The sequence below is a fragment of the Janibacter massiliensis genome (assembly GCF_900289115.1).
In the GTDB taxonomy this organism is placed as follows: domain Bacteria; phylum Actinomycetota; class Actinomycetes; order Actinomycetales; family Dermatophilaceae; genus Janibacter_A; species Janibacter_A massiliensis.
This window is the reverse complement of sequence record NZ_LT985196.1, coordinates 1,495,400-1,521,970: the sequence shown is the minus strand read 5'-3', so window position 1 is coordinate 1,521,970 and position 26,571 is coordinate 1,495,400. Positions and strand designations below refer to the sequence as shown.

General features: G+C 71.2%; 22 protein-coding genes. 4 read left to right on the top strand and 18 right to left on the bottom strand.

Features of this window, described 5'->3' with window-relative positions; all coding sequences use genetic code 11:
* Positions 1 to 58: 58 nt before the first annotated feature.
* The 7 genes from DAA34_RS07450 to DAA34_RS07420 all read right to left on the bottom strand — a co-directional run bounded on the left by DAA34_RS07450 (position 59) and on the right by DAA34_RS07420 (position 8,231).
* Positions 59 to 1,948, bottom strand: coding sequence for a S9 family peptidase (locus tag DAA34_RS07450; protein WP_106818282.1), 1,890 nt, complete (start codon positions 1,946 to 1,948; stop codon positions 59 to 61).
* Positions 1,933 to 4,497 (bottom strand): carboxylate--amine ligase/circularly permuted type 2 ATP-grasp protein, encoded by a 2,565-nt coding sequence (locus DAA34_RS07445; protein WP_106818281.1) that lies wholly within the window; start codon positions 4,495 to 4,497, stop codon positions 1,933 to 1,935. The genes DAA34_RS07450 and DAA34_RS07445 overlap by 16 nt, the downstream gene beginning before the upstream one ends.
* A 79-nt stretch (positions 4,498 to 4,576) precedes the next feature.
* Positions 4,577 to 5,239, bottom strand: a complete 663-nt coding sequence (locus DAA34_RS07440; protein WP_106818280.1) for a TetR/AcrR family transcriptional regulator — start codon at positions 5,237 to 5,239, stop codon at positions 4,577 to 4,579.
* Positions 5,236 to 5,844: a hypothetical protein gene (locus tag DAA34_RS07435; RefSeq protein ID WP_106818279.1), complete on the bottom strand. Its 609-nt coding sequence runs from the start codon at positions 5,842 to 5,844 to the stop codon at positions 5,236 to 5,238. Before DAA34_RS07435 ends, DAA34_RS07440 begins: the two co-directional genes overlap by 4 nt.
* A 117-nt stretch (positions 5,845 to 5,961) precedes the next feature.
* A complete protein-coding gene (gene lpdA / locus DAA34_RS07430) occupies positions 5,962 to 7,359 on the bottom strand; it encodes a dihydrolipoyl dehydrogenase (RefSeq protein ID WP_106818278.1) in 1,398 nt (465 codons plus the stop codon).
* A gap of 50 nt (positions 7,360 to 7,409) precedes the next feature.
* Positions 7,410 to 7,838: a nucleoside-diphosphate kinase gene (gene ndk / locus DAA34_RS07425; RefSeq protein ID WP_106818277.1), complete on the bottom strand. Its 429-nt coding sequence runs from the start codon at positions 7,836 to 7,838 to the stop codon at positions 7,410 to 7,412.
* Between the two features lie 9 nt (positions 7,839 to 7,847).
* Positions 7,848 to 8,231, bottom strand: a complete 384-nt coding sequence (locus DAA34_RS07420) for a DUF4233 domain-containing protein (RefSeq protein WP_106818276.1) — start codon at positions 8,229 to 8,231, stop codon at positions 7,848 to 7,850.
* Positions 8,232 to 8,263: 32 nt separating this feature from the next.
* Between DAA34_RS07420 and DAA34_RS07415 the strand changes: the two genes are divergently transcribed.
* Positions 8,264 to 8,899 carry a cation diffusion facilitator family transporter gene (locus DAA34_RS07415; RefSeq protein ID WP_234354159.1) on the top strand — a complete coding sequence of 212 codons (636 nt, stop codon included), beginning with the start codon at positions 8,264 to 8,266 and terminating at the stop codon, positions 8,897 to 8,899.
* Between the two features lie 15 nt (positions 8,900 to 8,914).
* Here the strand turns inward: DAA34_RS07415 and DAA34_RS07410 are convergent, their stop codons facing one another.
* Positions 8,915 to 10,324: a bifunctional folylpolyglutamate synthase/dihydrofolate synthase gene (locus tag DAA34_RS07410; protein ID WP_106819934.1), complete on the bottom strand. Its 1,410-nt coding sequence runs from the start codon at positions 10,322 to 10,324 to the stop codon at positions 8,915 to 8,917.
* A gap of 43 nt (positions 10,325 to 10,367) precedes the next feature.
* Between DAA34_RS07410 and DAA34_RS07405 the strand changes: the two genes are divergently transcribed.
* A complete protein-coding gene (locus DAA34_RS07405; RefSeq protein ID WP_106818275.1) occupies positions 10,368 to 11,270 on the top strand; it encodes an oxidoreductase in 903 nt (300 codons plus the stop codon).
* Between the two features lie 15 nt (positions 11,271 to 11,285).
* Here DAA34_RS07405 and DAA34_RS07400 read toward each other — a convergent pair whose 3' ends face one another.
* Genes DAA34_RS07400 through ileS form a run of 3 tightly spaced genes read right to left on the bottom strand, consistent with a single transcriptional unit; the run spans position 11,286 to position 15,550 of the window.
* Complete coding sequence (locus DAA34_RS07400; protein WP_106818274.1) at positions 11,286 to 11,729, bottom strand: VOC family protein; 444 nt, start codon at positions 11,727 to 11,729, stop codon at positions 11,286 to 11,288.
* Positions 11,730 to 11,739: 10 nt separating this feature from the next.
* Positions 11,740 to 12,165, bottom strand: a complete 426-nt coding sequence (locus tag DAA34_RS07395) for a helix-turn-helix domain-containing protein (protein WP_234354157.1) — start codon at positions 12,163 to 12,165, stop codon at positions 11,740 to 11,742.
* 40 nt (positions 12,166 to 12,205) lie between these two features.
* Positions 12,206 to 15,550, bottom strand: a complete 3,345-nt coding sequence (gene ileS / locus DAA34_RS07390; protein ID WP_106818273.1) for an isoleucine--tRNA ligase — start codon at positions 15,548 to 15,550, stop codon at positions 12,206 to 12,208.
* Between the two features lie 262 nt (positions 15,551 to 15,812).
* Between ileS and DAA34_RS07385 the strand changes: the two genes are divergently transcribed.
* Positions 15,813 to 16,349 (top strand): NUDIX hydrolase family protein, encoded by a 537-nt coding sequence (locus DAA34_RS07385; RefSeq protein WP_106818272.1) that lies wholly within the window; start codon positions 15,813 to 15,815, stop codon positions 16,347 to 16,349.
* 21 nt (positions 16,350 to 16,370) lie between these two features.
* Here the strand turns inward: DAA34_RS07385 and DAA34_RS07380 are convergent, their stop codons facing one another.
* The gene (locus DAA34_RS07380; RefSeq protein ID WP_106818271.1) at positions 16,371 to 17,135 is read right to left on the bottom strand and encodes a lysophospholipid acyltransferase family protein; all 765 of its coding nucleotides are present in this window, start codon (positions 17,133 to 17,135) and stop codon (positions 16,371 to 16,373) included.
* A gap of 64 nt (positions 17,136 to 17,199) precedes the next feature.
* On the opposite strand from DAA34_RS07380, the gene valS reads away from it, so the two are divergent.
* Positions 17,200 to 19,818 (top strand): valine--tRNA ligase, encoded by a 2,619-nt coding sequence (gene valS, locus DAA34_RS07375; protein WP_106818270.1) that lies wholly within the window; start codon positions 17,200 to 17,202, stop codon positions 19,816 to 19,818.
* A 60-nt stretch (positions 19,819 to 19,878) separates the two neighbouring features.
* On the opposite strand, the gene clpX is transcribed toward valS, so the two are convergent.
* From clpX to DAA34_RS07345, 6 genes are all read right to left on the bottom strand, one after another.
* The gene (gene clpX / locus DAA34_RS07370) at positions 19,879 to 21,159 is read right to left on the bottom strand and encodes an ATP-dependent Clp protease ATP-binding subunit ClpX (RefSeq protein WP_106818269.1); all 1,281 of its coding nucleotides are present in this window, start codon (positions 21,157 to 21,159) and stop codon (positions 19,879 to 19,881) included.
* 226 nt (positions 21,160 to 21,385) lie between these two features.
* Positions 21,386 to 22,045, bottom strand: coding sequence for an ATP-dependent Clp protease proteolytic subunit (locus DAA34_RS07365; protein WP_106818268.1), 660 nt, complete (start codon positions 22,043 to 22,045; stop codon positions 21,386 to 21,388).
* Positions 22,046 to 22,055: 10 nt separating this feature from the next.
* Positions 22,056 to 22,697 carry an ATP-dependent Clp protease proteolytic subunit gene (locus DAA34_RS07360; RefSeq protein ID WP_267894610.1) on the bottom strand — a complete coding sequence of 214 codons (642 nt, stop codon included), beginning with the start codon at positions 22,695 to 22,697 and terminating at the stop codon, positions 22,056 to 22,058.
* 112 nt (positions 22,698 to 22,809) lie between these two features.
* A complete protein-coding gene (locus DAA34_RS07355; protein WP_106818266.1) occupies positions 22,810 to 23,502 on the bottom strand; it encodes a PaaI family thioesterase in 693 nt (230 codons plus the stop codon).
* The gene (locus DAA34_RS07350; RefSeq protein ID WP_325027425.1) at positions 23,499 to 23,957 is read right to left on the bottom strand and encodes an MFS transporter; all 459 of its coding nucleotides are present in this window, start codon (positions 23,955 to 23,957) and stop codon (positions 23,499 to 23,501) included. Before DAA34_RS07350 ends, DAA34_RS07355 begins: the two co-directional genes overlap by 4 nt.
* A gap of 259 nt (positions 23,958 to 24,216) precedes the next feature.
* Positions 24,217 to 26,565 (bottom strand): heavy metal translocating P-type ATPase, encoded by a 2,349-nt coding sequence (locus DAA34_RS07345; protein ID WP_325027424.1) that lies wholly within the window; start codon positions 26,563 to 26,565, stop codon positions 24,217 to 24,219.
* Between the last annotated feature and the right edge of the window lie 6 nt (positions 26,566 to 26,571).

The window sequence follows — 26,571 nt, the reverse complement described above, 5'->3', positions numbered from 1 at the left end:
GACCCGAGGCGGGCTGGCGATGCGGTCGTCGGCGAAGCCCCGCCGGCGACCCGCGTCCTCAGCCGTGCTCGGCTGGGGTGTCCTCGTCCGCGAGGTGGGTGTCGAACCAGTCGATCATCGCCGCGCAGAGTCGGGTCTTGCTCTCGTGCATGACGATGGCGTGCCCCTCCCCCGGCAGGACGAGCGACTCCGCGACCCGGCCGCGCTCGCGCAGCGCCTGCACCATCTGGGTCGACTCCGACACCGGGACGTTGGTGTCGTGCTCGCCGTGGATGGTGAGCAGCGGGGCTCGGACGGCGTCGACGTGCGTCAGGGGTGAGAGCTGCTCGAGCAGATCAGCGTCGCGCACGGGGTCGCCGTACTTGGTGTGGGCCGCCTCGGCGATCCACGGCTCGGTGTGCTCGTAGAAGGTGCGCAGGTCGCTCATCCCGCACACGGCGACGCCCGCCCGGAACAGGTCGGGATAGAACGCGAGCGCGGCCATCGTGAGGTAGCCGCCGTAGCTGCGCCCGGTGCACACGACCCGGTCGGGGTCGGCGATCCCTGCCTCCACGAGATACGCGACGGTGTCTGCGACGTCCCGGATCCCGTCCGGACGGCGGTGGACCTCGTCGGCGTGCTCATAGGCACGTCCGGCACCGGTGGACCCGCGGACGTTGACGGCGAACACCGAGTACCCCTCGGACACCAGCGCGGGCAGGTACGGGTTGGCGCTCGGGCGTTCCTCCCACTCGGGTCCGCCGTGGAAGTAGAGCACCAGCGGGCGGGGCCGCCCCGGCTCGCCGCCACGGACCCCGGGCGCGCGGTGGAGCCACCCGTTGAGGCGTAGGCCGTCGCTCGCAGTGAACTCGTGACGCTCGGGGAAGACGGTGCCGGTGCTGGCCCGCACCGGCTCGACGGGCCCCCACACGGTCGCGTCACCGCCGATGAGCTCGACGTGACGGGGCACGCCGGGGCCCTCGATGGTCACGCCGATGAGCGAGCCGTCGCCGGAGATCGTCAGGTCGCGGGCGGTCCCGCCTTCGAGTCTCACCTCGACGATCGACCCACGCCCCAGGTGGGCGAGCTCGAGCTCGGAGAGGCCCTTGCGGTTCCACAGGAGTGCGGCGACCTCCCCGTCGGCGCTGACGACGAACTCGTCGAGCGTCGCGCCGGCGCGCTCGACGAGCGAACGCCAGGTCGTGCGTCCCGCGTCGTCGACGAGAACCTCGACGAGACGGTGGGTGCCGGCGTGGACGTTGCTGCGCAGGAAGACCCTGGTCCCGACCGGCGAGCCCGGGGTCTCGGTGCCGGCGTCGGGGCGGAATGCCCGCGCAGGGTCGACGATGACGCCCTGGTCCGTCACCGACCCGTGGTCCGCCGGCAGGAGGCGGACGGTGGACCCGTCGGCGCGCACGAGCTGGGTCTCCCGGTAGCTCCGCGGTCCAATCCGGACGAGACAGTCCCCGCGCCAGGAGTCGAGAACGTGGCTGAGGCGACCCTCGTGGAGGATCGTCGAGCATCCGGTCTCGGGGTCGACGAGCCGGGCGCGGCACGTCCCGTCGGGCAGGACGCCGGCGAGCACGACCCGAGAGCCGTCCCATCCGACGAGCTCGACGCTCGCCTCCTCCGCGACGCGCAGCGGCCAGCTGCGGGGGTCCTCCGGATCGTTCGTCACGAGCCACACCTCGTCCCGTACCCCCGCGTCCGGCGCCACCTGGCACGCGAGCCAGCGGCTGTCCGGGGAGTGCCGGACCGCGGTCACCGGCCCGGCGACCGGCAGGGTGACCCAGCGGCTGTGCAGGGCGTGCCCGTCCCGGACGAAACGCTGCACCGCCCGCGGGTACCCGTCATCGACGACGATGTGCGCCACCGACCGCCCGTCGGGGGCGAGCGAGGCCTGCTCGGTGCTCCGGTCCAGCGTGGGTGGTGCGTCGTCCTGCGATCCGAGGGTCAGCCCAGAATCCATGTGTCCTTCCCGCCACCACCGCGGGAGGAGTTGACGATGAGGGTTCCTTCGGCGGCGACACGCGTCAGGGCGCAGGGTACGTCGAGCGCGGTGATGCCGCTCGGCCCGTTCCGCAGGTGGACGAACGCGCGCAGGTCGACGTGGTGCGGCTTGAACCGCGTCCCGTCGAAGGTGGGGTGGGTGGAGAGCCGGACGATCTCCTGCGCGATGAAGTCCCCGGGGCGACGGATCAGCTCCTCGCGGCGCGCCTGGAGCTCGACCTCGCTCGTCTCTCCCCCGATCGTCACCCCGGCACCGCCGTAGCCGTCGGTGGGCTTGACGACAAGCTCGTCCAGCCGCGACAGGACCTCGGCGCACTGCTCCGGGTCGGAGCACAGGTACGTCGGGATCTGCGGCGTCAGGGGCCGCTCGCCGAGGTAGTAGTCGATCATCGACGGGACGAAGGCGTACACGGCCTTGTCGTCCCCCACCCCGTTCCCGAGGCTGTTGGCCACCGTGAGGTTGCCGGCCCGGACCGCCCCGAGGATCCCGGTACGCAGCACCGCCCCGTCGTGGCCGACGCCGGACAGGAGCGTGTCCTCACCGACGCGGGCATACAGGACGTCGACCCGGTGCCGGCCGGTCTCGTCGTACCGGTACAGCACCCCGTCCTCGACGGCCAGGTCGATGACCGACACCAGTGCCATGCCGGCGGCCACCCCGATCCGGTGGTGCTCGAACCATGCCCCGTCGCTCGGGCCGTCGGAGACGAGTGCGAGCGACGGCTCCCCGTCGCACCGGGCGGGTGCGGCGGCGCGCATCGTGTCGCGCAGCATCGGCAGGACGTCCTCCGTCCCGCGCAGGCCCTCCGGGCGGGGGACGTCCTCGAAGAAGGTGTCGAGCATCTTGCGGGCCGCGAGCGCGTAACCGATCCCGGAAGGGACCCGGATGTTGTCCTCGAGGACGAGGAACTGCCCGGGGGACGTCGCCACGACGTCGAAGCCGATGACATGCGTGCGCACGGCGCCGGGCGCCTGGGCCACCCCCGTCTGCCGGAACCCGGGTGCCTGGTCGATGACCGTGGCCGGGACGACCCCGTCGCGAATGATCTCGCGGGCGCCGTACGCGTCGTCGACGAAGGCGTTGATCGCCAGCGCACGCTGCCGCAGCCCCCGGGCGAGCTCGGCCCACGCGTCTGCCTCGATGATCCGCGGCACGATGTCGGTGCGGAAGGCCTGGGTGACGTTGTTCTCCCGGGTGCCGAAGACGAGCCCCTCGAAGATCGCGGCACGCTCGGCACGGAACTGACGGGTCCGCAGCTCGGCAGACCCGAGGGCGGTGAGCGCGTCGACGACCGGCCGGTAGGGCCCGGCGACGACCCCGCCGGGGGCCACCACCTCGTCGCACGGGGCGCCCGGGTGCGGCGTGTACCCGACCGCCCCCGGCGTCACAGTCTCGACCCGCGTCCGCCGACCGGCCGTCGCGGCCATGAGCTCGTCGACGACCTCCTCGAGGGATCCGGTGCGGGTGAGCGTCTGGCGCTGGCGGAAGGCCGAGCTGCCCTCCTGCAGGACCGTCTCCACGAGATGCGTGACGAGCTCGAGGTCGCCCGTCTTCTCCAGCTGCGGCGTGACGAGATCGACGAGCGCCCGGACCACCTCCCCCGCGGGACGGGCCATCGGCCGGTCGCCCGTGAGGTCCACGAGATCCCCCTCGAGCCCGGACCTGGCCGCCCGCCACCTCGCGGCACGCAGGACCGTCTGGTTCGGGCGCGGGCGCGCGGAGTCGGACGCGAGCTCCTCGGCGGCGTGGGCCACGAGCCCCCGGAAGAGCCCGGCGACGAGGGTGACGGCCTCGAGAGAGGGGATGGAGTCGCAGATCCGGAGCTCCAGCGTCGAGATGTGTCGCGACGCGCGCAGGTCGTAGTAGACCATCGACTCGTCGACGATCACCCCGGCGGCGACGAGGTCGGCGAGCAGCTCGTCGTACTCCGCGGCGGTCTCGACCGGGGCGGACAGCCCGGTCGTCGGCCACCGGCTCCACACGAGCGTGCGCGCGCTGGCGTAGCCGGTGTCCTCGCCCGTGGCCCAGAACGGGGAGCTGGCGGAGATGGCCAGCAGGGTCGGCAGGTGGCCGGTGAGCTGGTTGCCGATGGCGATCGCCTCGTCCCGGTCGCGCACGTCGACGTGGAACTGCGTGCCGCAGATGAGCTGCTCCCGGGCGAGGAGCTGGTAGTCCTGCAGCATCTGCCGGTAGCGCGGGGTCGAGGACACCGAGATCTCCGACGGCAGGACGAGCGGGACCGAGCCTGCTGCGACGACCCCGACGCCGATGGACTCGGCCGTGTCGACGAGCACCCGCCGTCGGTCCGCGAGGTCCGCCTGCAGCTCGTCGAGCGCGCCGGTCACCCCGCTGTTGGTCTCGACCACGCAGCGCTGCAGCTCCTCCACGTAGTGGCCGGGCAGCATCGCCAGGAGCTCCGGGGCGCGCGGGGTGAGCCGGCGCGTCCCCAGGTCGATGAGCTGGAACTCTTCCTCGACGCCGAGGCGGCGGACAGCGTGCGTCGTCATGGGCGGATGGTAGGACGCTCGTGTTTCCCCCGCGTTTCTGCGCCGCTACCGATCGACGACCGTCGCCGGCGACGGGCCGTCAGCCGACGCGCCCGTCTCCGGGGTCGGCCGGGTCGGGCCATCCACCGAGCAACGCGGCGAGCCCGGTCTCGAACTGGGCCTCGGGTGCCCAGTCGTAACCGCCGCCGAGCGCGGCGGCCAGGTTCGGGTGGCTCTGCGGGGTGAGCGCGGCCCACACCTCCTCGGGCGGCACCCCTGGACCGCCGACCGGCTCGCGCACCTCCGCCCGGACCGTGCCCACGGTGAACGCGACGAGGCAGTCCAGGAGCGGCATCGCGTGGGCGGGCGACAGGCCCGCGGCCGCGAGACGGCCGAGGTGGTGATCGAGCATCGCGAGCATCCGCGGCGTGGTCGCGGGTCGCGTGGCGACCACGGGGACGATTTTCGGGTGGTCGAGGAGCACCCGTCGGAGCGCCCGCACCGGCCTGGCCGCGACCACCCGCCAGTCATCGTCCGACCCGGTTTCGTCGACGAGGGGCGCCACCCGGGCCCACACCTCGTCGACGACGAGGTCGAGGAGCACGGCCTTCGTCGCGACGTGGTGGTACACCGCCATGGGGTCGACACCGAGGGCGTCACCGAGCCGCCGCATGGAGAACCCGTCGCTGCCGTGCTCGTCGAGGACCTCGATCGCGGCCTCGACGATCTGGTCGCGGGTGACCTTCGACGGCGCAGGGGTCATGCCGCGCCATCCTCCACGACCGGCCTCGTGAAGAACAGCGAGGTACGCCACACGCTCCACCGTGAGCTGAGGGAGTCCGTGCCGTAGCCGTGCCAGGCGAGCTCCTCGACGACGGGGGCGAACCCCACGATGAACCAGGCCGGGAGCATGCCCGAGGTGAAGGACATCCCGCCGCGCAGGTGGAACTGGTCCGGCGAGTAGCCGAGGAGGACGGAGACCCCCGTCCCCAGCATCAGGGCACCGGGCAGCAGGAGCATTGCGACGAGCCAGAACAGGCGCGGCACGTCGCGCGCGTTGACGATCCGGTGGAGCAGGTCGTGCCAGACGACGCGGTCACGCGCGGCGAGCCCGAGGGCGACGACGATCGGGGCGAGCAGACCCGTCATGCCGAGCGCCGCGACGAGGGGCATCGGCGGGTCGGGTCGCCGGCTGAGCAGCCCGGCGATCATCCACGTCACCCACGGCACCCCGGTCGCGAGCCCGAAGAACAGCAGCGGCCGGTCGTACCGGGCGACGAGCGGATCGAGATGGGGGACGGAGCTCCGCGCCGCGGGCGCGGGTGAGGTCGGCCGGGTCGTGGCTTGATCTTCTACGTCGTAGACCATGACTCCAGTGTAGGTCTACGGCGTAGAACAAGCGGTGTCTGGCCGGTCACATCTCCGCCCCGAGGTACACCGAAGGGCCCCGGACCACGCGGTCCGGGGCCCCTCGTCGTGCCGCGCTCAGAGGTTGATCATGTGTCCCGCGATGCCCTCGACGGCCTCCTTGACCGCCTCGGACAGGGTCGGGTGGGCGAAGACGTTCCGGGCGACCTCGTCCGCCGTGAGGTCCCACTTCTGCGCGAGCGTGAGGACCGGGAGGAGCTCGGTGACGTCCGGGCCGATCATGTGGGCGCCGAGGATCTCGTTGTACGTCGCGTCGGCGACGACCTTGACGAAGCCGACCGCGTCCCCCAGGCCCATCGCCTTGCCGTTGGCCGTGAACGGGAAGCTCGCGGTCTTCACCTCGTGGCCGGCGTCCTTCGCCTGCTGCTCCGTCAGCCCGAACGAGCCGATCTGCGGGTGGCAGTAGGTGGCGCGCGGCACGAAGGTGTAGTCGACGGGCATCGTCTCGGTGCCTGTCATGTGCTCGGCGGCGACGATGCCCTGGGCCTCGGCGACGTGGGCGAGCATGAGCTTGGCGGTGCAGTCGCCGATCGCGTAGACGTTCTCGACGTTCGTGCGGCAGTACTCGTCGATGGCGATCGCGCCCCGGTCGGTGAGCTGCACGCCGGTGGTCTCCAGACCGTAACCCTCGGTGCGCGGGGCGAACCCGATCGCCGAGAGGAACTTGTCGGCCTCGAGGACCTGGCTGTCGCCACCCTGCGCCGGGGAGACGGTCACACGGACACCGTCGCCCGTGTCCTCGACGGACTCGACCTTCGTCGAGAGCATGACCTTCACGCCGAGCTTCTTGTAGTGCTTGAACAGCTCCTTGGAGATGTCTGCGTCCTCGGTCGGGACCATCCGGTCGAGGAACTCGACGATCGTCACGTCGACGCCGAAGTTCTTCATGACGTAGGCGAACTCGACGCCGATCGCGCCGGAGCCGGCGATGACGATGGAGGAGGGCAGGTTCTCGTCGAGGATCTGCTCCTCGTACGTGACGACGTTCTCGCTCACCTCCATGCCGGGCAGCATCCGCGTCGTCGCACCCGCGGCGATGATGAGCTTGTCGAAGGTCACCTCGCGGGTGGAGCCGTCGTCCGTGGCGACCGACATCGACGTGGCGGACGTGAGCGTGCCCCAGCCGTCGATCTCGGTGATCTTGTTCTTCTTCATGAGGAAGTGGACGCCCTTGACGATGCCAGCGCTCACCTGTCGGGAGCGGGCGTGCGTCGGGCCGTACGACATCGTCGCGTCGCCCTCGATGCCGAACTTCTTCTTGTCGTGCGTCAGCGTGTGGGCGAGCTCGGCGTTCTTGATGAGCGCCTTGCTCGGGATGCACCCGACGTTGAGGCAGACCCCGCCCCAGTACTTCTTCTCCACGACCGCGACCTTGAGGCCGAGCTGGGAGGCGCGGATGGCGGCGACGTAACCGCCGGGACCGGCACCGAGGACAACGAGATCGAAGTCAGCCATGCGGCCAGCCTAACGACCGCGCCAGCACCCCCGTGACGGGGATCACCCGGTCAGAGCCCGGGGAACCAGATCGCGATCTCGCGGGCGGCGGACTCGGGCGAGTCGGAGCCGTGGACGATGTTCTGCTGGACCGTGGTGCCCCAGTCGCGACCGAGGTCGCCGCGGATCGTCCCGGGCGCGGCCTCCGTGGGGTTCGTCGTCCCCGCGAGCGAGCGGAAGCCGGGGATGCAGCCCTGGCCCTCGATGACGGCGGCCGTGACGGGGCCGGACATCATGAACTCGACGAGCGGTTCGAAGAACGGCTTGCCCTCGTGCTCGGCGTAGTGCCGGTGCAGCTCCTCGACCCCCGGGACGAGAACGCGCAGCGCCACGAGGCGGTACCCCTTCGCCTCGATCCGACGGAGCACCTCCCCGGTGAGGCCGCGGGCGAAGCCGTCGGGCTTGACGAGGACGAGGGAACGCTCGAGCTGCTCGGTCACGCGCCCAGCCTATCCACGGGTCGTCGCGTCCCCGGCGTCGGCCGAGCGGGCTGCCATCGACGCGTCGACCTCACGACCCTTGTAGAGGCAGACGAGGTACAGCCCGCCGAAGACGGCCCCGACGAGGGCCATGTGCGGGACGACGAGCGCCGAGGCGAGCACGAGGACCTGGAGGACGAGGCCGAGAACGGCCCCCCAGCGCCGGCGGACGAGGCCGGCGGTGACGAGGGTGACGGCCGCGAGGACGCCCATCGGGACGAACCACCGGTCGGCCGAGCTTGAGACGCCGTCCCCGCCGGGCATGCCCCGCGCGAGCAGAGCGCCGAAGAAGATGACGAGCGACTCCCCGCCGAGGACGGTCGCCAGCATCCGCCACGTGAAGGTCCCGGTCATGGCGAGCAGCGTAGATGAGCTACGGTGCGGGGGTGACCGACGCCGCGATCCCCGCTGCCCCGCAGCCTGATCCGCTCGCCGCGCCCGGAGTCAGACGCGCCGTCCTCACGGTCGCCGGGCTCAACGCCGCCTACGGGGTCCTCGCAGCCGCCGTGGCGGTGGCCATCGGGTCGGTCAGTCTGCTGGCCGACAGCGCCGACTTCGGCGAGGACGCGGCGATCAACGTCCTCATCGCCGTGGCGCTGTCGTGGCCGCTCGCCCGCCGGGCGACGCTCGGGCGGGTCCTGGCGGGGGTGCTGCTCGTCCCGGCGGCGGCCGCCGCGTGGAGCGCGTTCCGGGCCTTCCCCGACCCGCAGCCGCCCGCCGTCCTCCCGCTCATCGCCACGGCCGGCGGGGCCGCCCTCGTCAACGGGGCGTGCGCGTGGCTGCTCGCCCGGCATCGCACCGGCGCGGGCAGCCTGTCCCGCGCCGCGTTCCTCTCGGCGCGCAACGACGTCCTCGTCGATCTGGCGATCATCGTCATGGGCCTGCTCACCGCGTGGACCCGGTCCGGGTGGCCCGACCTCGTCCTCGGCGTGCTCGTCATCGCCCTGGGCCTGCACGCCGCCTGGGAGGTCTGGGAAGCGGCCGGCGACGAGCGGCTCGCCGCGAAGGAGCTCGCCGCCTGACCCACGCGCGGCCGGTCAGTCGCGGTCGCCGTCGACCCCCTCGGCCCCGAGGAGGACGCGGGCGTCGGCTGCCGTCGTCACCGACCCGGTGACGACGACCCCGCCGCTGACACCGCCCTCGTCGGCCAGCTCTGCCGCGCGGTCGAGGGCGTCGGGCAGGTCGCGGACGACCGTGACACGGTGGTCGCCGAAGACCTCCTCGGCGATCCGGCCGAGACGCTCCGGGTCGAGGCACCGCGGCGACGTGCTTCGCGTGCACACGATGTGGTCGAGGGCGGGCTGGAGCGCCTCGAGCATGCCCGCGACGTCCTTGTCCTCGAACATCGCAACGACCCCGACCACCCGGGAGAAGGTGAACTCCTCGGTCAGGGCCGTGGCGAGCGCGGCGGCGCCGTGCGGGTTGTGCGCGGCGTCGACGAGGACGGTCGGGCTGCGGCGCACGATCTCGAGCCGGCCCGGGGAGCTGACGTCCGTGAGCGCCGCGCGCAGGACGTCGTCGGACAGGGACTGCTCCCCGCCTCCGAGGAAGGCCTCGACGGCCGCGACGGCCAGGGCGACGTTGTGCGCCTGGTGGGCGCCGTGGAGCGGGACGAAGAGGTCCGTGTGGTCCCCGGCCAGGCCGCGCACCGACAGCAGCTGGCCGCCGACGGCGACCTCCCGCGACAGCAGCCCGAAGTCGGCGCCCTCGGCCCTCAGGTCCGCACCGACCTCCTCCGCCCGGCCCGCGAGGGCGGCCATCGCCTCGTCCTCCTGGGGTGCGACGACCGCGATCGCGCCGTCCTTGACGATCCCGGCCTTCTCCGTCGCGATCTCCTCGATCGTGTCCCCGAGGAAGTGGGCGTGATCGAGCCCGATCGGGGTGACGACGGCGACCCCCGCCTCGCAGACGTTCGTCGCGTCCCAGCCGCCACCCATGCCGACCTCGACGACCGCGACGTCGACGGGCGCGTCCGCGAAGGCCGCGTAGCCGACCGCGACGAGCACCTCGAAGAAGGTCATCCGGGGCCCGCCGTCGGCGAGGCTGCGTGCATCGACCATCTCGACGTAGGGGATGACGTCGGCGTAGGCGGACAGGAAGCGCTCGCGGTCGATCGCGGCGCCGCCGATGGTGATCCGCTCGCGGACGTCGTGCAGGTGGGGCGAGGTGAAGCGCCCGACCGTGAGCCCGGACTCGGTGAGGATCCGCTCGATGATCCGCGCCGTCGAGGTCTTGCCGTTCGTGCCGGTGACGTGGATGACGGGGTAGGCCAGCTGCGGGGACCCCAGCAGGTCCATGACCGCGGCGATCCGGTCGAGGCTCGGCTCGAGGTCGTGCTCGGGCGCGCGGGCGAGGATCGCCTCCTGCGCGTGGCGCATCCGGGTGCGCAGGTCGAGCTGGTGGGCGGCCTCGCGCTGGGCGGCGTCGGGAGCGGGCATGGCGCCCATCCTCCCGCACGCGTCCGGAACGGATCGGTGGGAGGATCGCCGCATGGCCACCTCCCGCCGCTGGACCACCGCCGACATCCCCGACCAGACCGGCCGGACGATCATCGTCACCGGCGCCAGCTCGGGGCTGGGGAAGGTCACCGCGGCCGAGCTCGCCGCGAAGGGCGCGCACGTCGTCCTCGCGTGCCGGAGCCTCGAGAAGGCGCAGGCCGCCGCGGACTCCATGCGCGGCAGCACCGAGGTGCGCGCCCTCGACCTGTCCGACCTCGCGTCGGTCCGCGCCTTCGCCGCCGACCTCCCCCACGAGCGCATCGACGTGCTCGTGAACAACGCCGGCGTCATGGCGCCCGCGGAATCGCGCACGCCCGCGGGCTGGGAGCTCCAGCTCGCGACGAACGTCCTCGGGCACTTCCTCCTGACGAACCTCCTCCTGCCGCGGGTCACCGACCGCGTCGTGTGGCTCGCGTCCATGGCCCACCGCTTCGGGCGGATCAGCCTGAGCGACCCGAACTGGGAGCGCCGGCGGTACGAGCGGTGGCAGGCCTACGGGCAGACCAAGCTCGCGGACCTGATGCTCGCCTACGAGCTCCAGCGCCGGCTCACCGCGGCCGGTTCCCTCGTCCGGTCCGTCGCCGCCCATCCGGGGTACTCGGCGACGAACCTCCAGGACCGACCCGAGCAGGGCTGGCAGCGCCCGGTGCTACAGCTGCTCAACCGGCTGCCGTTCGTGGCGCAGCCGGCCGAGCAGGGCGCGCTGCCCGTGCTGTACGCCGCGACCGTCCCGGACCTGCCGGGTGGTATCTACATCGGGCCGGACGGGCCGTTCGAGGCGAGCGGATACCCCCGGCCTGTCGGGTCCAGCGCGGCCTCCCACGACCGCGAGAAGGCCCGCGGCCTGTGGACGCTGTGCGAGGACCTCACCGGCGGACCGTTCACCGTCCGCTGAACGACCCGGGCAGAGTCACTCGACGTCGGCGCGGGTCATCTCCTCGGGTGAGAACTCCGTGGGCTCGACGAGGACGATCCAGTTGCCGGAGCAGTCCCGGATGAGCGCCTCGACCCCGTAGGGCCGGTCGGTCGGCTCCTGGAGGAGCTCGACGCCCTTGGCCTTGAGCTCGGCGGCGGTCGCCCGGCAGTCGTCGACGTTGAGACCGACGCCGGGCATCCCGCCCGCGGCCTGGGCACGCCGGATCGCGTCGACCAGATCGTCGGACAGCGGCCGGCCGGGGGTCGTCAGGTGCAGGTGGAGCTCGGGCTGCGAGGGGTGCGTCACGGTGAGCCAGCGGAAGTCGTCCCCGAGGGAGACGTCGTCGCCGGGCTGGAAGCCGAGGACGTCGGTGTAGAAGGCGAGGGCCTCGTCGAGGTCGTGGACCCAGACGGACACGAGCGAGACGTTGGTGATCATGGGACCCACGCTAGGGGGCACCCGACCTGCCCGGCTTCTCCTGCGTTGCTCCGTCCGGCGGTCGCCGCTCGACCAGGCCCGCCATGAACACATAGCAGCCGGGGATGCGCGGGGCGCCGTCGGCGGCCCAGCGGGCGCGGTAGGCGGCCGGCCCCTCGCCGACGACGCCCCGGAACCGGCTGCTGAACGATCCGAGGCTGCTGTACCCGACGGCGTGGCAGACCTCGGTCACCGTGAGATTCGACGTCCGGAGAAGATCCTGCGCTCGTTCGACGCGGCGCTCGGTGAGGTAGGCGAACGGGGTGATGCCGTAGACCCGCGCAAAGCTGCGGAGGAAGTGATACCGGCTCAGCCCGGCGGTCAGCGCGAGGGTGTCGAGGTCGAGGTCGCTCGCGTAGTGCCGGTCGAGGTGGTCGCGCGCGGCCCGGAGGTGCACGAGGAGATCCTCCGGGACCCGGGCCGCGGGCGCCATCGCGTCAGGCCGTGCGGGCGGGCTCGACACGGATCCGTGCCGACTGACCCTCGCCGACCTCCGCCTCGACGACCCCGTCGCCGACCGGGAGCGCGTCCAGGTCCGGCGCCGAGCCGAACTGGCTCGCCAGCGTCTCGGCGACGAGCAGGTCCCGGTGGGCGATCGTCGCGTCGAAGACGGCCTCCCCGCCGGTGATCGTCAGCGCGATCCGGTCGCCGACCGCGAGCCCAGCGTCCTTGCGGGCCTGCTGCACCGCCCGGACGAGGTCTCGCGCGAGGCCCTCGCGGGCCAGGTCAGGGGTGACCTCCGTGTCCAGGACGAGGAAGCCCGACCCGGACCCGGGGAGCATCGCCGACACGTGCGAGCCACCGGCGGCGCCCTCCTCCACGACGGTCTCGAGGGTGTACTCGCCCTCGACGAGCTCGACCCCGCCGGAGGTGACGACCCCGGCGTCGTCGACCGACCAGTCGCCCTTCTTGCTCCCGGCGATCGCCTGCTGGACCTGCTTGCCCAGGCGGGGACCGGCGGCCCGCGCGTGGACGGTGAGCCGCTGACTCACCCCGAAGGCGCTCGCGTCGGCCTCCGTCGCGTCCCGGAGGGTCACCGTCTTGACGTTGACCTCGTCGGCGACGATCCCGACGAACGGCTCGAGGTCGGCCGCGTGCGGCGTGACGACGGTGAGCTCCGACAGCGGCAGCCGCACCCGCAGGCCGTTCGCCTTCCGCAGCGCCGACGCGCTCGAGCAGACCTGCCGGGCGGTGTCCATCGCGGCGACGAGGGCGTCGTCGGCGGGCAACTCGTCCGGGGCCGGCCAGTCGGTGAGGTGGACCGACCGCTCACCGGTGAGCCCGCGCCAGATCTCCTCGGTCGCCAGCGGCAGCAGCGGCGCGCAGACCCGGCACAGCACCTCGAGGACGGTGTGGAGCGTGTCGAAGGCGTCGTCGGACGAGCGGGCGGCCTCGGCGCCGGCGCCGGTGCCCCAGAACCGCTCGCGGCTGCGCCGGACGTACCAGTTCGTCAGGACGTCGACGAACTGCCGGACGGCCTCGCACGCGGTGGCGATGTCGTAGACGTCGAGGTGGGCGGTGACGTCCTCGACGAGACGGCGCGTCTTCGCCAGGAGGTACCGGTCGAGGACGTCGGTGGAGTCGGTGCGCCACCGGGCCTCGTAGCCGCCCTCGCCGCGGGCGTTGGCGTACAGGGCGAAGAACGACCACGCGTTCCACAGCGGGAGGACGACCTGTCGCACGCCGTCCCGGATGCCCTGCTCGGTGACGACGAGGTTGCCGCCCCGCAGGATCGGGCTGCTCATGAGGAACCAGCGCATCGCGTCGGCGCCGTCCCGGTCGAAGACCTCTCGCACGTCCGGGTAGTTGCGCAGCGACTTGCTCATCTTCTGGCCGTCGGAGCCGAGGACGATGCCGTGGCTGACGCACGTGCCGAAGGCGGGCCGGTCGAAGAGCGCGGTCGCGAGGACGTGGAGGGTGTAGAACCAGCCGCGCGTCTGCCCGATGTACTCGACGATGAAGTCGCCCGGGAAGTGGTGCTCGAACCAGTCGGTGTTCTCGAACGGGTAGTGCGCCTGGGCGTAGCTCATCGAGCCCGAGTCGAACCACACGTCCAGGACGTCCTCGACCCGGCGCATGGTGCTGCGGCCGGTCGGGTCGTCCGGGTTCGGCCGGGTCAGCTCGTCGACCCACGGCCGGTGGAGGTCCGGCTCCCCCGCGCGGTTGCGCGGGAGCCGACCGAAGTCGCGCTCGATCTCCTCGAACGAGCCGTAGACGTCGATCCGCGGGTACGCCGGGTCGTCGGACTTCCACACCGGGACCGGGGTGGCCCAGAAGCGGTTACGGGTGATCGACCAGTCGCGCGCGTTGCTGAGCCACTTGCCGAACTGCCCGTCCTTGATGTGCTCGGGGACCCAGGTGATCTCCTGGTTGAGCTCGACCATCCGGTCCTTGAACGCCGTCACCTCGACGAACCACGACGAGACGCCCTTGTAGATGAGCGGCTGGCGGCAGCGCCAGCAGTGCGGGTAGGAGTGGGTGTAGGACTCGCGGCGCAGGAGGACCGTGCCGGCCGTCACCGAGCCGGCCGCGGACCGCTCCTCCTCGGTCACCGCCCGGGTCGCGGCCTTGAGCGCGTCGAGGATCGGGCCGTTGGCGTCGAAGACCTGCATGCCCTCGTACTCGGCGACGGGGGCCGTGAAACGCCCGTCCTTGCCCACGGGCATGACGGCCTTGATGCCCTCGCGGTCGGTGACGACCTTGTCGTCCTCGCCGAAGGCACCGGCGGTGTGGACGAGGCCCGTGCCGTCCGTCGTCGTGACGAACTCGGCGGGTACGACGCGGAAGGCGTTCTCGTGCCCGAGGTAGTACGAGAACGGCGGGGTGTACGTCCGGCCGACGAGGTCGGCACCGGTGAGCCGCTCGACGACGAGCGCGTCGACGTCGCCCTTGGGGTCGCCCGTGAGCTCGCGGGCGTAGGCCCTGGCCCGCTCCGCGCCGATGACGTACCGCTCCGGGCGGCCGGTGGGCACGTCGGACTCGACGACGACGTAGTCGAGGTCCGGGCCGACCATGATCGCGAGGTTGCTCGGCAGGGTCCACGGGGTCGTCGTCCACACGAGGGCCAGCTCGCCGGTCTCGAGCCGCAGGCCGACGGTGACGGCCGGGTCCTGACGGTCCTGGTAGACGTCGTCGTCCATGCGCAGCTCGTGGTTGCTCAGCGGCGTCTCGTCGTTCCAGCAGTACGGCAGGACCCGGAAGTCCTCGTACACCAGGCCCTTGTCGTGCAGGGACCGGAACGCCCAGATGACCGACTCCATGAAGCTCGGGTTGAGCGTCTTGTAGTCGTTGTCGAAGTCGACCCACCGGGCCTGCCGGGTGACGTAGTCGCGCCACTCGTCGGTGTACCGCATGACCGCGGCCCGGCACTCGTCGTTGAACGCCTCGATCCCCAGGTCGTGGATCTCGTCGGTCGTCTTGATGCCGAGCTGGCTCATCGCCTCGAGCTCGGCGGGCAGGCCGTGGGTGTCCCAGCCGAAGCGGCGCTCGACCCGTCGCCCGCGCATCGTCTGGTACCGCGGCACGAGGTCCTTGACGTAGCCGGTGAGCAGGTGCCCGTAGTGCGGCAGCCCGTTGGCGAACGGCGGGCCGTCGTAGAAGACGAACTCGTTCGCGCCGTCCGGGCCGGGGTCGCGGCGGTCGACCGAGGCGCGGAACGTCCCGTCCTGCTCCCAGTACCGCAGGACGGCCTCCTCGACGCGCGGGAAGCTCGGGCTGGCGGGCACCCCGGTGGGGGTCGGCTCGCCGTCGGCGGTGGTCGTCGAGACCTTCGGGTAGGTCATGGGGGTACTCCGGCGGTGGTCGGTCGGGCTGGGCCACGAGGACGACGTCGCCGCCGGCTCGTGGCCGGTGGCGGCACCGCGGTACCACCTCGCTTGCCGTCCCCGTCCCCGGTGACGACCGCTCGTCGGAGGCTGTGACGGGCCCACCCGTCCGGGTCTACTGGGGCGCGACCGCGCGGCCGACCCGTTCTTCCGGAGGCTCGCCGCTGATGACGGCTCGAACGCCTGTGGGCAGCAGGGTACCGCCTGTCACAATCGGGTCATGCCGATCGAGACGGACACGCAGGGGTCCTGGCTCAGCCAGGAGGAGCTCGAGGTGACCCGCGGGCGGGTGCCGATGCTCTACGTCGTCGCCGTGCCCGTCCGGGTCGACGAGTCGGGGACGGCGACCTCGGTCGGCCTCCTGCTGCGGGCCTCCGACACGGGCCGGATGGAGCGAGAGCTCGTCGGGGGCCGCGTGATGTACCACGAGCGGATTCGCGACGCGCTCGTCCGCCACCTCGAGAAGGATCTCGGGCCGGTCGCGCTCCCCCGGGTGCCGGCGACGCCGCAACCGATCACGGTCGCGGAGTTCTTCCCCACCCCCGGGGTCACGCCCTTCCACGACCCCCGCCAGCACGCCGTCGCGCTCGTCTACGTCGTGCCCGTGAGCGGCGACTGCGCCCCCCAGCAGGACGCCCTCGAGCTCGCCTGGCTCACCCCGGACGAGGCGTCCGGCACCGACGTCGCCGCGGAGATGGTCGACGGGCACGGCGTCATCCTCCGCCAGGCGCTCGCCCACCTGGGCTTCCCCGTCTGACCCGCGGAGGACCCGCGGCGATCAGCCCTTGCGGTTGAAGGGGTCGGTCTTGCGCCGCATGTCGGCGAGGTCCTTCTCGTGGGCCTCCTCGACCGTCGGCGCGGTGCCCCCGAGTCGCGCCGGCAGGTAGCGCAGGTCCTCACCCTCGAGCGTCGGGTAGCGGGCGATCGTCTCGTCGAGCAGCCGCTGCATCTCCGCGCGCAGCCGCTGCGTCACCTCCATGACGTCGTCCTCGGGCCCGACGTGGATCGGCGCGCCGACCGTCACGTGGATCGGCGTCTTCGTCCGCCCGATCTGTTTCGGCAGGTCCTTGGTCCAGATGCGGTGCGCACCCCAGACGATCGTCGGGAGGATCGGGCAACCGGTCTCCTGCGCCATCCGGGCCGCACCGGTCTTCAGCTCCTTGATCTCGAAGGAGCGGGACATCGTCGCCTCGGGGTAGACACCGACGACCTCGCCGGCGCGCAACGCCGCAACGGCCATCTGGTAGGACTCCGCGCCCGCGTGCCGGTCGACGGGGATGTGCTTGCACCCGCGCATGACCGGCCCGGTGAACCGGTGCTCCCAGATCGACTTCTTCGCCATGAACCGGACGAGCCGCCCCTGGCGCCGGCAGGCCATCCCCGCGAAGAGGAAGTCGCCGTACCCCGTGTGGTTAACCGCCAGCACGGCACCGCCCTTGCGCGGGACGTGGTGCCGGCCGCGGAAGGTGAACTTGTACCCGGTGAGGAAGAACGCAGTACGACCGAGGGCGATGACCGTCCGGTACGTGGGTTCGGGCTTCATGACCGGGAGCCTACGGCGAATCCGGTGCGAATGAACACCTCGTCGGATGGGATGATCCGGTGCCATGACGACCTCCCCCGCCACGCCTGCCTCGATCCCCGACAAGCCGTCGCTCGACGGCCTCGAGGACAAGTGGGGAGCGGTATGGCAGGAAGACGGGACGTACACCTTCGACCGCGAGATCGGCGACCGATCGAAGGTCTTCTCCATCGACACGCCGCCGCCGACCGCGTCCGGCTCGCTCCACATGGGCCACGTCTTCAGCTACACGCACACCGACTGCATGGCCCGGTACAAGCGGATGGCCGGGTTCGAGGTCTTCTACCCCATCGGCTGGGACGACAACGGCCTGCCGACCGAGAAGCGGGTGCAGAACTACTACGGGGTGCGCGGCGACGCCTCGCTCCCCTACGACCCGGTCTTCGAGCCGCCCTTCCGCGGTGACACCAAGAGCATCAAGGCAGCCGACCAGAAGCCGGTGAGCCGGCAGAACTTCATCGAGCTGTGCGACGAGCTGACCGTCAAGGACGAGGAAGCCTTCGAGTCCCTCTTCCGCCGGCTCGGCTTCTCGCTCGACTGGTCCATCCAGTACCGGACGATCGACGACCACTCGCGGGCCACGGCCCAGCAGGCGTTCCTGCGCAACCTCGCCCGCGGTGAGGCGTACACCGCGCAGGCGCCCGGTCTGTGGGACGTGACCTTCCAGACGGCCGTCGCCCAGGCCGAGCTCGAGGCCCGGGACTACCCCGGCGCCTACCACCGGGTCGCCTTCCACCGCGCCGGCGCGGACCCCGTGCACATCGAGACGACGCGACCGGAGCTCCTCCCGGCGTGCGTCGCGCTCATCGCCCACCCGGACGACGAGCGCTACCAGCCGCTGTTCGGGTCGACCGTCCGCAGCCCCCTCTTCGGCGTCGAGGTCCCGGTCGTCGCGCACGAGGCCGCCGAGCCGGACAAGGGTGCGGGCATCGCGATGTGCTGCACCTTCGGTGACCTCACCGACGTCCAGTGGTGGCGCGAGCTGCAGCTTCCCACCCGCCCCGTCATCACCCGCGCGGGCCGGATCGTCGCCGATGCGCCTGAGTGGATCACCGACCCCGACGGTCGCGATCTGTTCGCCCGCATGTCCGGCAAGACGGTCCACGGCGCCCGCGAGGTCGTCGTCGACGCGCTGCGCGAGACCGGCGACCTCGACGGCGAGCCCCAGAAGACCCAGCGCAAGGCCAACTTCTACGAGCGGGGCGAGAAGCCGCTCGAGATCGTCACCAGCCGCCAGTGGTACATCCGCAACGGCGGGCGCGACGCCGAGCTCAACGCCGCCCTCGTCAACCGCGGTGACGAGATCGGGTTCCAGCCCGACTTCATGCGCGCCCGGTACGCGAACTGGGTCGCGGGCCTCAACGGCGACTGGCTGATCTCCCGGCAGCGGTTCTTCGGCGTCCCGATCCCCGTCTGGTACCCCCTCGACGAGGACGGCGAGCCCCGCTACGACGCACCGATCGTCCCGTCGGAGGACCAGCTGCCCGTCGACCCGGCCGCGCAGGCGCCCGACGGCTACGACGAGTCCCAGCGCGACCAGCCGGGAGGCTTCACCGGGGACCCGGACGTCATGGACACGTGGGCGACGAGCTCCCTGACCCCGCAGATCGCGGGCGACTGGCGCGGCCGCGAGGCGGGCACGAGCAGCCTCTTCGACGTCGTCTTCCCCATGGACATCCGCCCGCAGGCCCACGACATCATCCGGACCTGGCTGTTCGCGACCGTCGTCCGCAGCCACTTCGAGCACGGCACCGTGCCGTGGACGAACGCCGCCATCTCGGGCTGGATCCTCGACCCGGACCGCAAGAAGATGAGCAAGTCCAAGGGCAACGTCGTCACGCCCGAGGACGTCGTCAAGGAGCACTCCGCCGACGCGGTGCGGTACTGGGCGGCCAGCGGCCGGCTCGGGACGGACGCCGCGTACGACACGGGCCAGATGAAGGTCGGCCGCCGCCTGGCCATCAAGCTGCTCAACGCGAGCAAGTTCGCGCTCTCCTTCGGGGAGGTCGAGGGCGACCTGCGGGCGGCCGTCACCGATCCGCTCGACGCGTCGATGCTCGCCGGGCTCGCTGAGGTCGTCGACGCCGCGACCGCGGGCTTCGAGCGCTGGGACTACACCCGCTCGCTGGAGGTCACGGAGACCTTCTTCTGGACGTTCTGCGACGACTACCTCGAGCTGGTCAAGGACCGAGCGTACGGCTCGCGCGGCGAGTCCGCGGCGGCGAGCGCGAGAGCTGCGCTGCGGATCGCGCTCGACGCGCTGCTGCGGCTGCTCGCTCCGTTCCTGCCGTACGCGACCGAGGAGGTCTGGTCGTGGTGGAAGACCGGTTCGGTCCACCGCGCGACCTGGCCCACGGCGGACGAGCTGCGCATCGACGGTGGTCGCGCCGGGCTCCTCGAGGCGGTCGGCGCGGCCCTGTCTCAGGTCCGCAAGGCGAAGTCCGACGCCAAGGTCGGCATGCGCAGCGAGATCACCGCGGCCACCCTCGTCGGCCCCTCTCACCTGCTCGAGCTGGTCCGCACCGCTGAGGACGACCTGCGGGCCACGGGCCGCATCACGGGCGAGCTGGGCTACACCGACGGCGACGAGGTCGCCCTCCGCGACGTCGAGCTCATCCCGTTCGTCAAGCCCGCGACGTCCTGATCCGCACGCGCAGCGGCCGGCCCGGGCGATGAACGCTCGGGCCGGCCGCTGCCGTTCGTCTCAGGCGGAACGCTTCTGGCGCCGCTTCGGGGTGACGTCCTCGCGCCGGACGATCGTCGGCAGGACGTTCTCGAGCACCGTCTCCCTGCTGACGACGACCTTGGCGATGCCCTCGTCGCTGGGCACGTCGAACATCACCGGTAGGAGGACCTCCTCCATGATCGCCCGCAGCCCGCGCGCGCCCGTACCCCGCTTGAGGGCCTGGTCGGCGATCGCCTCGAGCGCCGGGGCGTCGAACTCCAGCTCGACGTCGTCGAGGGCGAACATCTTCGTGTACTGCTTGACCAGGGCGTTGCGCGGCTCGGTGAGGATGCGCACGAGCGCGTCGCGGTCGAGCGGGGCGACTGTGGTGATGACCGGCAGGCGCCCGATGAACTCGGGGATGAGCCCGAACTTCATGAGGTCCTCGGGCATGACATCGACGATCGACTCGGCGAGGTCCTTCGGCGTGTGCAGCTCGGAGCCGAAACCGAGCCCCTGCTTGCCGTTGCGGGACTCGACGAGCTTCTCGAGGCCGGCGAAGGCACCGCCGACGATGAACAGGACGTTCGTCGTGTCGATCTGGATGAACTCCTGGTGCGGGTGCTTGCGGCCACCCTGCGGCGGCACCGAGGCAGTCGTGCCCTCGAGGATCTTGAGCAGGGCCTGCTGCACCCCCTCGCCGGAGACGTCGCGCGTGATCGACGGGTTCTCGCTCTTGCGGGCGACCTTGTCGACCTCGTCGATGTAGATGATGCCCGTCTCGGCCTTCTTCACGTCGTAGTCCGCGGCCTGGATGAGCTTCAGGAGGATGTTCTCCACGTCCTCACCGACGTACCCGGCCTCGGTCAGCGCCGTCGCATCGGCGATGGCGAAGGGGACGTTGAGCATCCGGGCCAGGGTCTGGGCGAGGTAGGTCTTCCCGCAGCCGGTCGGACCGATGAGGAGGATGTTCGACTTCGCGATGTCGACGTGGTCCTCGTCGCGTCGAGCGCCCGCAGCCTCACCGGCCTGGATCCGCTTGTAGTGGTTGTAGACGGCCACGGCGAGCGCCTTCTTGGCCGGCTCCTGGCCGATGATGAAGGTCTCGAGGAAGTCGAAGATCTCCCGCGGCTTGGGGAGCTCGTCGAACCCGAGGTCGGAGCCCCCGGACAGCTCCTCCTCGATGATCTCGTTGCACAGGTCGATGCACTCGTCGCAGATGTACACGCCGGGGCCCGCGATGAGCTTCTTCACCTGCTTCTGGCTCTTCCCGCAGAAAGAGCACTTGAGCAGGTCCCCACCATCACCCATGCGTGCCACTGCAGCGTTCCCTTCACGAATGTGGTCCCGACAGGTGTTGACGGCCGGGCTGAGCTCGACGCTACCCGTCGGGTCGGAGGACTCCCGCCATTCAACGCCGCGATTCGCCGAGGGCGAACGGCTGTCCGCTCACAGCGAAACAGTCCGGGCGGTGCAGAAGGAAAGACGGAGGGGCGGACCCGCGATGCAGGTCCGCCCCTCCGGGCGCGGGCCGGAGGCCGACCCGTCAGTCATCGAGGGACGCCTTGCGCGAGGTGAGCACCTCGTCGATGAGGCCGTACTCCTTGGCCTCCGGCGCGCCGAGGATCTTGTCACGCTCGATGTCCTTGCGGAGCTCCTCGGGCGACTTCCCCGAGTGCTTCGCCCAGGTCTCCTCCAACCAGGTCCGCATGCGGAGCACCTCGTTGGCCTGGATCTCGATGTCCGAGGCCTGGCCGTAGTCGCCCCCGGCGAGCGCCGGCTGGTGGATGAGGATCCGAGCGTTCGGCAGCGCGAACCGCTTGCCCTTCGCGCCGGCGGCGAGCAGGACGGCCGCCGCGGAGGCCGCCTGGCCGACGACGAAGGTCTGCACGTCGCAGCGGATGTACTGCATCGTGTCGTAGATCGCCGTCATCGCGGTGAACGAGCCGCCCGGGCTGTTGATGTACATCGTGATGTCCCGGTCGGGATCCATCGACTCGAGCACGATGAGCTGGGCGATGATGTCGTCCGCGCTCGCGTCGTCGACCTGGACGCCGAGGAAGATAATCCGGTCCTCGAAGAGCTTGGTGTACGGGTCCATCCGCTTCATGCCGTACGAGGTGCGCTCCTCGAAGTTCGGCAGGACGTACCGGTTGCTCGGGCCGGGGACGTGGAGCCGGGAGGTCGCCTGGAAGTTCGTCGTCATGGTGTCTCCCTCAGGCCTCGGTGACCGGGTTGTCGTGGTCGCCGCCACCGGGCTGGCTGGTCTGGGCGGCCCGCTCGAAGACGTGGTCGACGAAGCCGTACTCCTTGGCCTCCTCGGCGCTGAACCAGCGGTCGCGGTCGGAGTCCGTCGTGATCTGCTCGACGGTCTGGCCCGTGTGCTCGGCGATGAGCTCGGCCATCTTGTTCTTGGTGTAGAGCATCTGCTCGGCCTGGATCTTGATGTCGCTCGCCGTGCCACCGATGCCGCCCGAGGGCTGGTGCATCATCACGCGGGCGTGAGGCGTGGCGTACCGCTTGCCGCGGGTGCCGGCCGACAGCAGGAACTGGCCCATCGAGGCCGCCAAGCCCATCGCCACGGTGGCGACGTCGTTCGGGATCCACTTCATCGTGTCGTAGATCGCCATGCCCGCCGAGACCGAACCACCCGGGCTGTTGATGTAGAGCCAGATGTCCTTGTCCGGGTCCTCGGCCGCGAGGAGGAGCATCTGCGCGCAGATCGCGTTCGCGTTGTCGTCACGCACGTCCGAGCCGAGGAATATGATCCGCTCCTTGAGGAGCCGCTGGTAGATGTGGTCGTCGAGGCCCATCCCGCCCTGCGGGCCGGCGGCGACGACGGGGGTGCTCGTGCTCACGCTCGATGCTCCTGTCGCTGCGAGGTCGTTCCTTCCGTGGACCCTAACGCCCGGCGCCGACAGGGAAGTCCCGCGTTCGGTGCGCTGTTCGCCGTGGGCGGACAGGGGGACGTCAGCCGTGGGGCTTGGTGTCGAAGTCCCCCGCGTCTCCCGTCGGGGTGCCCACCCGGTCGCGGGCCCAGCGCGGGACGATGAAGAGCCCCTCCGCCTCGGCGGTCACCGTGCCCTCGCGGTCACGCAGGCGCCCGCGGCACAGGATCTTCCACCCGCTGACGTCGGCGACCTCGGCCTCGAGGACGAACCGCCCGAGCGGGGACGGTGCCTTGTACGTCAGGTTGAGGTAGGCGGTCAGTGCGGGCAGACCGATCATCGCCGGCAAGGTGCCGAGAGCCTGGTCGAGCAGGAGGGCGATGACCCCGCCGTGCGCGTGGCCGGGAGGACCCTCGTACGCGGCGCCGAGCTCGAGGTCCGCGCGCAGCGACCGCCGGTCCTCCGCCCGCTCGAAGACCAGCGGGAGGGCGATGGGGTTGCGCATCCCGACCGCTGGGTTGCCGTGGTCCCGGATGCGACCGTCCGAGGTCACCTCGAGCCCGAGCGGACCGTCCTGGGCGGTGCTCATCAGCTCGGCCGTGAGCTCGCGGGCCCTGGAGGCCACCTCGTGCGCCTTCTCCGGCGCGACCCGCGTGCGGACGCACGCGTCGATGAGGGGTCGGATCGCATCGGCGAGGTCGGCGTAGGCCTCCTCCTGGACACGAAGCTCGTCCGCGTTCTCGGGCAGGGGCACGGAGAAGGTGCCGGCGGTCATGCAGGGTCTCCTGACGGGGGTCGGACGGCGCGTGTGGCGCCGACGAGGGGGAGGACGATCAGGGCCAGGACGCCGACGACCAGGAGCGAGCGGAGGACCCCGACGTGGTCACCCAGCCATCCGATCACCGGCGGACCGGCGAGGAAGGCGACGTACCCGATCGTCGAGACTACGCTCACGCGGGCTGCTGCGCGGACGGGGTTGTCGGACGCGGCCGACATGCCGACGGGGAAGCCCAGGCTCGCCCCGAGGCCCCACAGCAGGGCACCGAGGAACGCCACGGGCGCGGAGCCCAGGACGACGAGGATCGAGCCGAGGCCGGCGAGCAGGAAGAGCGCGCGCAGGGTCGCCACCCGTCCGTATCGATCCAGGCGCGCCGGCCCGGCCGGGATCCGCGACGACCACGCCGCGGACCCCGCGCCGTTGAGTGCGAAGACGAGGACGACCGGGACCATGGATTGAGAGCCTCCACCAGACCCGGGGCGATTCATAGTCCTCGTCTCGGTCAGCCCGGACCACTCGGCAGCCACTCCCCTTCCGAAGTTCCGACCAGGAACCTGAGACCCGGTCACTCACGGGTCACCGGGCCCCCGCCTGGCAATCATCTAACCCAGATTAAGGGGGGCCGAGGAGGGCTGAGGTGGCCGATGTGGTTGTTGAGATATAGCAGGGGTCCATCAAGTCGTCTGCCAGTGGTGGGGGGAGGCATCCGCGCTAATCGACGGTGCGGGCGCGCAGGCGTAGTGCGTTGGCGATGACGCTGACACTGGACAGGGCCATGGCGGCGGCGGCGAGGACGGGAGAGAGGAGCAGCCCGAGCACGGGGTAAAGCACGCCGGCGGCGATGGGGATGCCTGCGGCGTTGTAGATGAAGGCGAACACGAGGTTCTGGCGGATGTTGCTCATCGTCATCTCGGAGAGGTGACGTGCCTTGGTGATCCCGGTGAGGTCTCCTCGAAGCAGGGTGATCCCTGCGCTCTCCATGGCTACGTCGGTGCCCGATCCCATGGCGATGCCGACGTCCGCGGCGGCCAGGGCGGGTGCGTCGTTGACGCCGTCTCCGGCCATGGCGACCACCCGGCCTGCTTCGCGCAGGTTCTTTACGACGTCGCTCTTGTGGTCGGGGAGGACCTCGGCCTCGACGCGCTCAATGCCCAGGGATCGTGCGACGGCGTTCGCGGTGACCTGGTTGTCGCCGGTGAGCATGACGACGTCGATGCCGTCGGCGCGCAACGCTTCCAGCGCGGCCGGGGTGCTCTCCTTCACCGGGTCGGCGATGGCGAACAGGGCGGCGAGCTGGGTGTCGATGCCCATGTAGATCACGGTCGCCCCGTCGACGCGCAGCTGGTCTGCGTGTTCGCGCCAGGCGGCGGTGTCGATGTGGTGGGAGGCCAGGAAATCGGCGTTGCCGAGGGTGACGTGTCGTTGCTCGACCAGGCCCGTGACACCTCGCCCGACCGGTGAGTCGAAGTCGGACACGTCGGGCAGGGTCAGGTGCTGGGCGGTTGCGGCTTCGACGATGGCCTGGGCCAGGGGGTGCTCCGATGACCGTTCGACAGCGGCGGCGGTGCGCAGCAGGTCGTCGGGGTCGTCGCCGTTGACCGCCTCGATATGGGTGACGGTGGGTCGTCCCTCGGTCAGGGTGCCGGTCTTGTCGACCACGAGGGTGTCGACCTTCTCCATGCGTTCGAGCGCTTCGGCGTTCTTGATCAGCACCCCCAGCCTGGCTCCGCGACCCACTCCGACCATGATCGACATCGGTGTGGCCAGGCCCAGGGCGCAGGGGCAGGCGATGATCAGGACCGCGACAGAGACGATGAGGGCGTGGGCCAGCTTGGGGTCGGGCCCGGCGAGGCCCCATGCGACGAAGGCGATGACGGCGATCGCGATGACGACGGGGACGAAGATGGCCGAGACCTTGTCCGCGGTGCGCTGGATCGGGGCGCGGGAGCGTTGGGCGTCGGCGACCATGGTCACGATCCTGGCCAGCATCGTCTCGGTGCCCACCCGCTCGGCGCGCATGACCAGCCCGCCGCTGCCGTTGATGGTTCCGCCGATGAGCGCGTCGCCGCCGCTCTTGGTCACGGGCATCGACTCGCCGGTCACGAGCGACTCATCAACGGAGGAGCGGCCGTCGGTGACGGTGCCGTCGACCGGTATCGCCTCCCCGGGGCGGACCCGCAGCAGGTCTGCGACCTGCACCTGCTCTAGGGGGATCTCCTCGTCGACGCCGTCGATGATGCGTCGGGCGGTCTTGGGGCTGAGGTTCAGCAGGGCCTTGATCGCACCGGAGGTCTGCTCGCGTGCTCGCAGCTCGAGGACCTGACCGAGCAGGACCAAGGTGGTGATGACAGCGGCTGCCTCGAAGTAGACGTCGACGGTGCCGTCGTCGTTGCGGAAGGAGTCGGGGAAGACCCCGGGCATGGTCGTGGCCACGAGGCTGAACAGCCAGGCGACCCCGGTGCCCATCGCGATGAGGGTGAACATGTTGAGGTTGCGGCTTCGCAGCGAGGCCCATCCGCGCACGAAGAAGGGCCCCCCCGCCCACAGCACGACCGGCGTGGCCAGCACCAGCTGCAGCCACACCGAGACCCGCGCCGGGACGGCCTCGTGGATCCATGGCACCAGGTGCCTGCCCATCTCCAGGACGGTGATGGGCAGGCTGAGCACAACCGCGGCCCAGAAGCGCCGGGTCATGTCCGCCAGCTCCCGGCTCGGGCCGCTGTCGGCTGAGATGGTCACCGGTTCCAGGGCCATCCCGCAGATCGGGCACGCCCCAGGACCGGCCTGACGAACCTCGGGGTGCATCGGGCAGGTCCACTCGCTGGCCGAGACCGGTGCTGCCAGGTCGGGCGCTGCCGAAGAGCGGTCCACCGCTCCCACCTCGAAGCCCTGCGGGTCTGCCAGGAAGCGCTCCTTGCAGCTCGCGGAGCAGAAGAAGTACTTCTGCCCGTCGTGCTCCGTGCGCAGGGCCGTGTCCTGCCTGACCTGCATGCCGCACACCGGGTCCGTGGCAAGCGGGGTCGAGTCAGCGAGGTCAGGTCGGTCGTTCTCAGTGCTCACGAAGAC